Below are 11,106 nucleotides of genomic sequence, written 5' to 3'. Positions count from 1 at the left end.
TTATTGTATTTGAGCAAATATGTTTCAGTTTATCCAGCAGCAAGAAGATTTAGCTGTTCTCCTCCACAAAATGGAACATTGTTCCACCTATGCACTTGATACTGAGTTTATTAAGGTTGATACCTTATATCCAAAACTCGGGGTGTGCCAAATTAATCTAGACGGTCAGGTTGCATTGCTTGATGGTACGGTATTAGATCTCACACATTTTTGGGACAAAGTGTTCAATGCTCAGCAGAATATCTTTCATGCGTGTAGTGAAGATATTGATTAATTTATCATTATGCTGATCAAAAACCATTGCATAATATTTTTGATACACAAGTCGCGATGGCTTTTCTTGGGAATGGTTTGCAGGTTAGCTATCAAAACGCACTCAAGACTTATTTAGATATTGAGATAGAGAAAGATCAAACACGCTCAGATTGGTTGGCACGTCCGCTAACACCACAACAAATCAGTTATGCTGCGAATGATGTACTTTATTTACCTAGACTTGCTGAAGCATTAAAACGCGATTTGCAGAGCAAAGGGATATATCACTATGTGTTGGAAGACTGTCAGAATTTAACCAAAGAAATTGGAATAGATACTCCACTCGCCGAGCTGTATACCGATATCGGTAATTATCGCCATTCACGCCGTGAGTTAATGCAATTACAACAATTAAGCATCTGGCGTGAGCAAATTACCAAAGCGATGAATCAACCGCGTAGTTTTATTCTTAAAAACGCAACGATGATTGATTTGGTAGAGAAAAATCCGCGCAATACATTTCAACTTGCTCAAGTCAAAGATATTCGACCCAATGTTGTGCGTGAGCACGGCAAAATGATTTTAGAACTTTTGAAATTTTTGCCGCCAGAAGATGAGTGGCCGTTGAGGATTGCACGTCCGATTAAGAATAATTCAAAAGAGTTAGCCCCGAAAGTTGATCAGTTGATTGATGGTATTGTTAATCAAACATCTATACCTAAAGAGGTGTTGTTACGAAAGAAATGGCTTCATGCGATTTATGAGCATGTCGTATTTGGTTTGGACGAACAAGTTTTACCAGATTATTTATTAGGCTGGCGCTATGAGCTTTTAACTAAGCCTCTGATCGCACTTTTGCATCAAGATAGTGAATATTTAGCAATGCAAATGAAAGTCACTCGGTAAAAATACGGTTGCAAAAAAATACGACTCTAGCGTTAACATTCCTTAATGTACCTGTGGTTTTTTTCATGTATCCTGTTTAGTGTCTATTGAGGTCTAATTGGCTTGATAGTCACTAAAATTGACAAAAGTTGTGAGTAAACATGCACTGCGATATTTATAGATCGAGCAAAAAAGACGAAATGTATATGTATATTGCTCGTCCGAACTCTTCTGAGAATAATGAGTCTGAGAACCCTTTTGACGGTATTCCAGAAACTGTTTTACAAGCATTTGGAAAAGCCACTTTTGTTATGCGTTTAGAACTTCATGCTGAGCGTAAACTTGCACGTGCAAATGTGTTGCATGTTATGGATTCGTTAGAAACCAAAGGCTTTTTTATTCAAATGCCACCAGAAGGATTAATCAATCCGAATGCGGTAGAACCTGAGGGCTTACGAGGTGCTTGAGACATTAACAGCGGTATGGGCAAATATTCTTTCAGTACTGGATCAGTTTCCTGAGGAAAATGTTGCGATCATAGTCTATGTTACTGGAACAATCATTGCCTTGTGGTGTTGGTATCGTTTAATGACGCGTTTACCGAGTCCCATTGGTGGTATCTTGTGGATTATTGCTTTTGCAGTCCTAGCAACACCAACAATTTCTGAAGGTCCGAATTCTGGAATCGCACCTGCAATTTTTGGGTTGATTTTTGGTGTATTAACCAAAGAACATGTGTTGGTGTGGGCCAATTTATCCTTGATTCTCTTTGTCATAGGGATTGGTTTATCGATTGGTTTTTGCTGGTCAAAATATACCGCCAATAAAAAAGCTGCTCGTTCAGTTTAAATATTTACACAAAGTTAGATACAGAAAAATAAGGTTTTTTAAATGTCTGCTGATAATCAACACTTTACTGGTACAGATCAATATATTGCAACTGATAGCCTAAAGCTTGCTGTAAAAGCGGCGCGTGCTCTACAAAAACCATTATTGGTAAAAGGTGAGCCGGGTACAGGTAAAACGTTACTGGCTGAACAGGTTGCAGAAAGTCTTGGGTTAAAACTGATCACTTGGCATATCAAATCAACAACCAAAGCACAGCAAGGTTTGTATGAATATGATGCTGTTTCGCGTTTACGTGATAGCCAGCTAGGTGATGACCGTGTCTATGACATTAAAAACTATATTAAGCCTGGTAAATTGTGGGAAGCATTTACTAGCGATGAGCGCTGTGTATTATTAATTGATGAGATTGATAAAGCAGATATTGAATTTCCAAATGACTTGTTGCATGAGCTCGACAAAATGTCGTTCTATGTGTATGAGACAGGTGAGACGATTACTGCAACTCAGCGTCCAATCGTGATTATTACTTCAAATAATGAAAAAGAACTTCCAGATGCGTTCTTGCGCCGTTGTTTCTTCCATTACATTGAGTTCCCTGATGAAGCAACGATGCGTGACATCATTGCAGTTCATTTCCCAAGTATTTCGAACACTTTGGTGAGTGAGGCTTTACAGATCTTCTTCAAATTACGTCAAGTACCAAGTTTGAAAAAGCCACCTTCAACGTCTGAATTAATTGATTGGTTAAGCTTATTGATGGCAGATGATATGCCAGAAGATGTGTTGCGTAATCATGATAAATCAAAAGCGATTCCACCGTTGTATGGTGCGTTAATCAAGAATGAACAAGATGTACAGTTGCTAGAACGTTTAGCCTTTATGTCACGTCGTTAAGAGTGCTCGTATATGTTTGTACGACTGTTCTACACTTTACGCAAATATGGCGTACCTGTTACGACACGTGAACTGATTGATCTGAATCAAGCGGTGGCTTCAGGTCTAGTTTTTGCAGATCAAGAAGAGTTTTATCAATTGGCTAAAACGGTTTTAGTCAAAGATGAACGTTTCTTCGATAAGTTTGATCGTGCCATGAAAGATTATTTTGATGGTATTGAAACCTTTGACTTAGATGAGCTACTCAAACACGTTCATAAATTGCCAAAAGATTGGTTTGATCTTGAGCTGCTAGAAAAGCATTTAACCCCAGAGCAACGTGCTGAATTACAAAAGGCAGGATCTCTGGAAGAACTGATGAAGATGTTGGAAGAGCGTTTGCGAGAACAACATAAAAAACATCAGGGTGGCAACCGGATGATTGGTACAGGTGGAACTTCACCTTTTGGTGCTTTTGGTGATCATCCTGAAGGTGTCCGTATCGGTGGGCCGGGTCGTAAACGCTCAGCGGTAAAAGTATGGGAACAACGTAAATACCAAAATCTTGACGATGATCAGGTTCTCGGAACTCGTCAGATGCAAATCGCATTACGTCGTTTGCGGAAATTCGCGCGTCAAGGGGCTGCCGAAGAGCTAGATGTTGATAGCACGATTCGTGAAACTGCGAAGCAAGGTATCTTGGATGTGCAACTTGTTCCAGAACGCCGTAATCGAATCAAAGTATTGATGTTGTTTGATGTAGGTGGTTCTATGGATGCCTATATCGCTGAATGTGAAAAACTGTTTAGTGCTGCTAAGTCAGAGTTCAAGACTTTAGAATATTTTTATTTCCATAATTGTCTTTATGATTATGTTTGGAAAGACAATCACCGTCGTAGCTCAACACGTATGAACACATGGGATCTATTGCATACTTACGGACGTGATTATCGGGTTATCATTGTGGGCGATGCTAGTATGGCGCCTTACGAACTCAAGTCTGCTGGTGGTTCAGTTGAATATATGAATGACGAGGCTGGGGAAGTGTGGTTAAGACGTTTACGTCAGCACTTTGATAAAACGGCTTGGCTCAATCCTGAAGTGGAGGGTTATTGGCATTACACCCAAACTATTCAGTGGATTAAAGAAACATTTGAAGATCATATGTATCCAATGACTTTGAAAGGGATCGAGGATATGACCCGTTATTTGTCTCGTTAAAATTTAAATAAATCCGATATAAAACCGTTTCTTTGATCTGAAGCGGTTTTTTCTTATTAAATAAGCTTCAAGAGAGCTAGAAACTGGTTAAAGCGTTGCTTTGCTTTTCTTGGCTCAGGTAAAATAAACCGTTTTGCAATTAGCACTTTTGGAGACGCCTAAGTGGAGCGACCAACGATCAGCCCTGAACATTTACAAGAAGCGGCTGAAAACTTAGTAAACATAAGAGATTTTATCCGTTTTGGTGTCACAGCACTTCGCCAATACGACGCGCACTTAGGTCAAGGCACAGAAGATTATTTCGCTGAAAGTTCGGCATTGGTTTTGCAAACACTTTCTCTTGAGTGGAAGGCTGATGCGGAAATCCTAGATGCGAAGCTATTACCAAGTGAAAAAGCAGAATTTCTAAGCTTATTGGAACGTCGTATTAATGAGCGTGTCCCAACTTCATACTTATTAAATCTTGCATATTTCTTTAATAAACCATTTTATGTTGATGAACGTGTCTTAATCCCACGTTCACCGATTGCTGAGTTAATTGAACAGCGTTTTGCACCATATTGTTTAGATGAAAATGGTCAAATGCTTGAAGCGTTAAACAGCCTACCAGAAAATCCTAAACCGAAAACACCACAACGTATCTTGGATATGTGCACGGGTTCAGGCTGTATTGCAATTGCATTGGCGTATGCATATCCAGAATCAGAGGTTGATGCTACAGATATTTCTAAAGAAGCTTTAGAAGTTGCTTCGATCAATACAGAACATCACAATAAACAGTATCAAGTTGCACTACTTGAATCTGATCTATTTTCAAAAATACCTGCTGAAAATCAATATGATTTGATCGTAAGTAATCCGCCGTATGTGGATGCCGAAGATATGGCAGACTTACCAGAAGAATTTCTTCATGAGCCGGAACTTGCGCTTGCAGCAGGGCAAGATGGTTTGGACTTAGTACGTAAAATGCTAGCTCAGGCAGCTGATTATTTAACCGAAGATGGCCTGATCGTTATTGAAGTCGGTAATTCAGAGTGGGCAATGCGCCAGAACTTCAATACGATTGACTTCCATTGGCTATCTTTCCAGAAAGGTGGCTCTGGTATTTTTGCATTGACTGCTGAACAATGCCGTCGCTATAAAGAAATATTTCAGCAATCTATTCAAAATTAAGGGGCTAGAACATGGCAGGGAATAGTATTGGGCAACTCTTTCAAGTGACAACATGTGGTGAGTCACATGGTGTTGGCTTGATGGCAATTGTTGATGGTGTGCCACCTGGTCTTGAACTTTGTGAAGCTGATTTGCAGAAAGATTTGGATCGCCGCAAGCCTGGTACATCTAAATTTGCAACTCAACGTAAAGAGCCAGATGAAGTCGAGATTATTTCTGGTGTTTTCGAAGGGAAAACCACAGGAACTTCGATTGGTTTATTGATTCGTAATACAGATCAAAAATCTAAAGACTACGGCAATATTGCTCAAACTTTCCGTCCTGGTCATGCTGATTATACCTATACACAAAAGTACGGATTCCGTGATTATCGTGGTGGCGGACGTTCAAGTGCACGTGAAACTGCGATGCGTGTTGCAGCGGGTGCGATTGCAAAAAAGTATCTAGCTGAAAAATTTGGGATTGATATTCGTGGACATGTCACTCAAATTGGTAACGAAGTTGCAGAGAAATTAGATTGGAACGAAGTACCTAACAATCCATTTTTCTGTGGTGATGCTGATGCGGTGCCACGTTTTGAAAAATTGGTTACGTCTTTACGTGAACAAGGAACAAGTTGTGGTGCAAAACTAGAGATCATTGCCGAGAATGTTCCTGTTGGTTGGGGTGAACCTGTATTTGATCGTTTAGATGCTGATATTGCACATGCAATGATGAGTATTAACGCGGTTAAAGGGGTGGAGATCGGTGATGGCTTTGCTGTAGCGGGTCAATTTGGTCATGAAACTCGTGATGAACTCACTACAGACGGTTTCCTTGCTAATCATGCTGGCGGAATTTTAGGTGGGATTTCGAGTGGTCAAACTATTCGTGTTGCAATTGCATTGAAACCAACAGCTAGTATTACAACACCAGGTAAGACAATTACGATTAACCGTGTAAATACCGATGTCTTAACCAAAGGTCGTCATGACCCTTGTGTGGGCGTACGTGCAACACCAATTGCAGAAGCGATGTTGGCGATCGTATTAATGGATCATTTTTTAAGACATCGTGCACAAAATGCAGATGTCGTACCTCCATTTAAACCAATCGAAGCATAATCATATTTAGTCACACTTTTAATTTATTATAAGTGTGACTTGTATTTAATGTAATATTCAATTAATTTACTGAATAATAATCTTCTGTATATTTATTATAAAGCTTCAGAAATCATATTTTCAGAAGAGGCGATGTGATATTGATTTCTACCATTACTTTTCGCAATATAAAGGGCATGGTCGGCACGAGAAATAAATTCTGAAAGACTATCACCTAAACTTGGTACCATCGTCGCAACACCAACACTTATCGTTACATGTTTAGAAATTTGGCTTTTAGGATGATTGATGCCAATATTACTCACCAGCTCCATTAACCGTTTAACTTGGATGAGTGCTTGATCTTGATCTGTCATTGAAAATAGTAACAAGAATTCTTCCCCACCATAACGCGCTGCTAGATCACCACTGCGTGAAGTTATTGACCCCAATAAAATAGCGATACGTCTTAAGCATTGATCACCTTGAATATGACCAAGTGTGTCGTTATAGAGTTTAAAGAAATCAATATCAATCATCATAATCGTGATGGGCATTTCATGGCGCATGGCTCGTTTCCATTCATTTTCAAGTACTTCATCGAGATAACGACGATTCGCCAAACCCGTTAGAGCATCTTGTTGTGAAAGAATTGAGAGTTGTTGTGCCTGTCGCATGAGCTCTAATCGGTTAAGTTCGATCATGCAGTTTTGCAAGTAATTTTCGCGGTGCTGTCGATCCGTCGCATACGCTAACGCCATCCCCAAAAAACTACTAAATGTGTATGTTCTATGTAAAAAAGTCCAATCAATAGAACCACTTAACCAGGTGCTTGCTGCAATACCAATTAAACCTCCCATCCATCCTGCAAACATTGCTGTATAAAAACGCATACCAACAAAGCCATAAATAATGACAACCGCATACATCATTGCAGCATAGAATAAAATGTTATGTTGACCTTGTGCAAGGACGTTAATGAGGGTGAAAGTAATGGCTACAGCACCCATTGATCCTATACAAACGTAATGATCGAACCACCGATTCATGATCGGAACAAAAGACAATAACCATGCGAGAAGGATAATAATCCCAACCCAGCCATAGTAAGCAATCCACTCAAGACGCATATCTGGTGGTAGGACTTGATAAATACCAAAGCTCAGAAATAAATATAGGCCCAAGATGATTGGCGCACGATAACGGAATTCGTGTGCGGCCTCATTTCTATACTGATCTCGGTAGATCGCTTCTAACTCTTTAGGAAACCAAACTAAATTTAGTCCGCGAGAAATTAGCAAGTCGATTTGATCTTGTCCCAATATATTGGAAGCTTTCAACTTCATCTTATCGCTTACCACTCCCTAATGTTTTTATGTAAGTCATCTAATATTGGAATTGTTTTTTACTACGTTACACTGAATTAAATAAAATGTGTATTAGATAATCAAAAAATCCCACTTTTTTGTGATAATCATCTTTTTGTTGTTCAAAACTTATGCTGATTAAAGGTTTATATCGCTTTTAATGCTGATAATATATGGATTAAATGAGGATGATATTCAATAAATAACTCAGTAGTACAAACCGAGGAATGGTAATTGTATATTTGCTGCAATAAGATACAATCTAGAAAAAGCAGCAATCATGGAATATGATTGGATTAAGTCATACGAAATAGGATGCATCGCAATGACTGCTATGAATCAATACGAAAAAAAATTGGAAATTACGGCTCATTCTGAGTGGTCACAACGGTTTTGGGATGAACTTTTGCCAGCAAAAGAACGAGTTAGCAAACACCCTTTATTCTTGGATATGGCAAGTGGTTCATTAAGCTTGGAGTGTTTTCGCTCAGCCTTATTGAATTTTTATCCTTTAGTCGCTCATTTTCCTTCTTATATGGCTGGAACACTAGCCAAAGCTACTGCGTTTTCCTTATCTGGTGTAACCGAAACACGAGATTGGCTGATTCAAAATATTAAAGTTGAGGAGCGCCATCTTACTTGGTATCAGGATTGGGCAGGTGGTTTTGGACTTACGGTCGACATGCTAAATAATGTTCGGCCGCCAGCAGCGATGAATGCAGTTAATCATTTCTTATGGGATGTGAATTACCGAGGTGGCTTAGCTGAGAGTATTGCAGCCACAAATCTTGCAATCGAGTGGGCGACAGGGGACTGGAGTATACAAGTTTACAAGGGGGTGCAAAGTTATACTCAAAACCCAGAAGTAACGATTAATAAACGGTCATTGGCTTGGTTGAGAGCACATGCGCATTATGATGATCTGCATCCGTATGAAGCGATGGAACTTATCAAACGGTTATGTGATCAAGATCCTGTGATGCAGAAAAAAGCATTTTTGGCTGCACAAGAAGGTTTAGCGTATTATGAACTTGCATTGGATGAGTGTTACAAAATTCAGCAAGCGAATCGATAATACAAAGAATAAAACTGCGATCTAGCTTGGGGACGGATCGCAGTTTTTTTATAATTTTTTTACATTTGTTGGTTAGGTTTTAGGATTCATTTTTTCATCAAAATTTTCAAGATGAGGAAATTCTAGAGGGCTAAGATTATCCAGATTTTGAAGGTATTGTTCCAAGTTGGTTAAAATGTCTTGTCGGCTTTCATTGCTAATATATGGAACATGATATGCAATAAATGGCGGTATAACTTCAAAACCAACATAAGCCAAAGAACCACGTTGAATTGAAGATAAATATTGTTCAATTGGACCATGAACTGAGTTCTCTCCAAACATATGATCTCGTCCACCAAGACTAAAACAAAGCATTGCTTTTTTGCCAGTCATACCACCATGATTATAAAAACGTTTACCGCCATAAAATAGTCCTGAGACAAATACTCGATCTATCCAGCCTTTGAGGATCGCTGGTACAGATGTCCAATATAAAGGAAAAGTAAAAATCACAAGATCAGCACGTTTAACTTTTTCGATTTCAACGGCAATATCAGGCGAAAGTGTATTGCTTTTTAATGCATTACGTTGCTCGAGGGCATAATTTAGATATTCGGTTTCATCAAAATCACTAAAATCATCAGCTGATGCAACAGGATTAAATTTTATTTCATACAAATCAGATACTTCAACTGTATGTCCAAGTTGTTCAAAAGTCTGTTGAACCGTAGTTTTCATAGCAGTTGTAAATGATCGTTTTTCAGGATGCGCGTGAACAATTAGTACATTCATTGGAAAATAAACCTTTAACCTTGGATTTTTTACGAACTTACTATGCCTTAATGATAAATCGTGGCATAGTTCATAAACCGCCAATTTTTACCAATTTACGCCAAAATATTAGCTGTATAGGATCTAAAAATATGAATCCTGAACTTCCTGGTAGTTATGTGAATTTATTAGTTGATGTACTTAAAAAACGGGGTATTGCACCCGAACAACTATTATCTGGAACAGGTATTTCAATTGATAAACTCAATGCACCTTTTTGGTATGTGGATTTTAATATTTTCAATTACTTGTTAGAACGAGCTGCACACATTACCGATGAACCAGCAATCAGTGTATATCTTGCAAAAGAAATGAAAATTTCTTGTTATGGACATATCGGAGTCGCTGCAACAGCTTCAGAAGATCTTGGTTCAGCGATTAAAGTTTTGGAGCAATTTATCGGATTGCATTGTACAGTATTTAAGCCCAAACTTCAGGTGAATGATGGAAAAGCATACTTGTATTTTAATCAACCTTTACAACAATTTAGGTTTAACAGACATGCGATTATATTCTTGGTTTTTGGTTTTGCTCAGATAGTAGAAAATTTAGCTCAACAGCGGTTAGATATCCGTTTTGAATTCCAGCAAGATAAGCCAGATTTCTACAAAAAAATATTTAATATTAATCAGTTAAATGGTGAGTTCAACGCAAAAAATGACTGCTTAATATTGAATCAAAATGTATTATCTTTACCATTAAAGACAGCCGATGCATTGGTTGCGCGATTAACAATTCAGCAGTGTAAACAGGATATTCAAAAGCTATTTTTAAAAAGGAAAAATGTAGATAGTGCGGCAAAAAATGTGAAAGAAGAACTATATGATGAAGCACTTGGATTTCTATCGCTTAAACAGGTTGCTGAAAGATTACATTTGTCCGAGAGAACATTACAGCGCCAACTCGCGAAAGAACAAACTTCATTTCAGTTGTTAATTGCTGAGGTTCGTAGAAAACAAGCAGAATTTTTATTAAAACAACAACATCTATCTATTGAACAAATTGCAGAGCGATTAGGATACGCAGATATTTCTCATTTTTCACGTGCATTTAAAAAATGGACGAACGTTACACCTAAGTTTTATAGAGAGGTTGAGCGATACAAAACAATAGTGGTTTTATAGTATATGTTAGCAATTTTATTCATGAATAAATTGTTAAATATCAATATCTTATATTGTTAAATTGCGTATAATCAACGCATTATGTTACTTGCCGTTGCCATTGATTAAAAAGCTGATTTTCATTTGAGAATCGGCTTTTTTGTCAATGGTGCTAAGCTTTCCAGCGCACTTGCAGGCATTTAACATCAATGCTCATTATGCGCAATGGAGGAGGAAGGGAAAGGGGGCAGCGACTTGTCGCGCTACCTTTCCCTGATAGTTATTTATCTTCCTTCTTCTTTTCAGAATATTTAAATTCAAACTGTATGTCTTTGTCTTTATAGTAATTTATGATTTTAACTATGATTACTATGCATATGATCATTAATACAATCGAAGCAGCTAGTACT

The 11,106-nt window shown here is 38.2% G+C and carries 10 protein-coding genes and 1 pseudogene; 9 read left to right on the top strand and 2 right to left on the bottom strand.

Features of this window, described 5'->3' with window-relative positions; all coding sequences use genetic code 11:
- The first annotated feature begins 19 nt into the window (after positions 1-19).
- The 7 genes and pseudogenes from HMPREF0023_RS05590 to aroC all read left to right on the top strand — a co-directional run bounded on the left by HMPREF0023_RS05590 (position 20) and on the right by aroC (position 6,359).
- Positions 20-1,161 (top strand): annotated as a pseudogene (locus HMPREF0023_RS05590) (ribonuclease D).
- Between the two features lie 140 nt (positions 1,162-1,301).
- Positions 1,302-1,607, top strand: a complete 306-nt coding sequence (locus HMPREF0023_RS05585; protein WP_005080797.1) for a YcgL domain-containing protein — start codon at positions 1,302-1,304, stop codon at positions 1,605-1,607.
- Positions 1,600-1,989 carry a hypothetical protein gene (locus tag HMPREF0023_RS05580; RefSeq protein WP_004639110.1) on the top strand — a complete coding sequence of 130 codons (390 nt, stop codon included), beginning with the start codon at positions 1,600-1,602 and terminating at the stop codon, positions 1,987-1,989. The genes HMPREF0023_RS05585 and HMPREF0023_RS05580 overlap by 8 nt, the downstream gene beginning before the upstream one ends.
- A 42-nt stretch (positions 1,990-2,031) precedes the next feature.
- Positions 2,032-2,883 carry an AAA family ATPase gene (locus HMPREF0023_RS05575; protein ID WP_004639112.1) on the top strand — a complete coding sequence of 284 codons (852 nt, stop codon included), beginning with the start codon at positions 2,032-2,034 and terminating at the stop codon, positions 2,881-2,883.
- A gap of 12 nt (positions 2,884-2,895) precedes the next feature.
- On the top strand, positions 2,896-4,083 hold the full coding sequence (locus HMPREF0023_RS05570; RefSeq protein WP_004639114.1) for a vWA domain-containing protein: 1,188 nt from the start codon (positions 2,896-2,898) through the stop codon (positions 4,081-4,083).
- A 162-nt stretch (positions 4,084-4,245) separates the two neighbouring features.
- A complete protein-coding gene (gene prmB, locus HMPREF0023_RS05565) occupies positions 4,246-5,256 on the top strand; it encodes a 50S ribosomal protein L3 N(5)-glutamine methyltransferase (RefSeq protein WP_008941426.1) in 1,011 nt (336 codons plus the stop codon).
- Between the two features lie 11 nt (positions 5,257-5,267).
- A complete protein-coding gene (gene aroC / locus HMPREF0023_RS05560) occupies positions 5,268-6,359 on the top strand; it encodes a chorismate synthase (protein WP_008941425.1) in 1,092 nt (363 codons plus the stop codon).
- Between the two features lie 95 nt (positions 6,360-6,454).
- On the opposite strand, the gene HMPREF0023_RS05555 is transcribed toward aroC, so the two are convergent.
- Positions 6,455-7,684 (bottom strand): GGDEF domain-containing protein, encoded by a 1,230-nt coding sequence (locus tag HMPREF0023_RS05555; protein ID WP_008941424.1) that lies wholly within the window; start codon positions 7,682-7,684, stop codon positions 6,455-6,457.
- A gap of 346 nt (positions 7,685-8,030) precedes the next feature.
- On the opposite strand from HMPREF0023_RS05555, the gene HMPREF0023_RS05550 reads away from it, so the two are divergent.
- Positions 8,031-8,780 (top strand): TenA family transcriptional regulator, encoded by a 750-nt coding sequence (locus HMPREF0023_RS05550; RefSeq protein WP_017394913.1) that lies wholly within the window; start codon positions 8,031-8,033, stop codon positions 8,778-8,780.
- A gap of 72 nt (positions 8,781-8,852) precedes the next feature.
- Here HMPREF0023_RS05550 and HMPREF0023_RS05545 read toward each other — a convergent pair whose 3' ends face one another.
- Positions 8,853-9,554, bottom strand: a complete 702-nt coding sequence (locus HMPREF0023_RS05545) for an NAD(P)H-dependent oxidoreductase (RefSeq protein ID WP_008941422.1) — start codon at positions 9,552-9,554, stop codon at positions 8,853-8,855.
- A gap of 131 nt (positions 9,555-9,685) precedes the next feature.
- Between HMPREF0023_RS05545 and HMPREF0023_RS05540 the strand changes: the two genes are divergently transcribed.
- On the top strand, positions 9,686-10,717 hold the full coding sequence (locus HMPREF0023_RS05540; RefSeq protein WP_026056358.1) for an AraC family transcriptional regulator: 1,032 nt from the start codon (positions 9,686-9,688) through the stop codon (positions 10,715-10,717).
- Positions 10,718-11,106 lie beyond the last annotated feature (389 nt).

It is taken from the genome of Acinetobacter sp. ATCC 27244 (genome assembly GCF_000156555.1).
GTDB classification, from domain to species: domain Bacteria; phylum Pseudomonadota; class Gammaproteobacteria; order Pseudomonadales; family Moraxellaceae; genus Acinetobacter; species Acinetobacter haemolyticus.
This window is presented reverse-complemented; position numbering and strand designations above follow the sequence as displayed.

Bases quoted from the DNA above. Each gene is read 5' to 3' on its own strand.
- HMPREF0023_RS05585 (WP_005080797.1), top strand. From the start codon at position 1,302: ATGCACTGCGATATTTATAGATCGAGCAAAAAAGACGAAATGTATATG.
- HMPREF0023_RS05575 (WP_004639112.1), top strand. From the start codon at position 2,032: ATGTCTGCTGATAATCAACACTTTACTGGTACAGATCAATATATTGCA.
- HMPREF0023_RS05570 (WP_004639114.1), top strand. From the start codon at position 2,896: ATGTTTGTACGACTGTTCTACACTTTACGCAAATATGGCGTACCTGTT.
- aroC (WP_008941425.1), top strand. From the start codon at position 5,268: ATGGCAGGGAATAGTATTGGGCAACTCTTTCAAGTGACAACATGTGGT.
- HMPREF0023_RS05555 (WP_008941424.1), bottom strand. From the start codon at position 7,684: ATGAAGTTGAAAGCTTCCAATATATTGGGACAAGATCAAATCGACTTG.
- HMPREF0023_RS05550 (WP_017394913.1), top strand. From the start codon at position 8,031: ATGACTGCTATGAATCAATACGAAAAAAAATTGGAAATTACGGCTCAT.
- HMPREF0023_RS05545 (WP_008941422.1), bottom strand. From the start codon at position 9,554: ATGAATGTACTAATTGTTCACGCGCATCCTGAAAAACGATCATTTACA.
- HMPREF0023_RS05540 (WP_026056358.1), top strand. From the start codon at position 9,686: ATGAATCCTGAACTTCCTGGTAGTTATGTGAATTTATTAGTTGATGTA.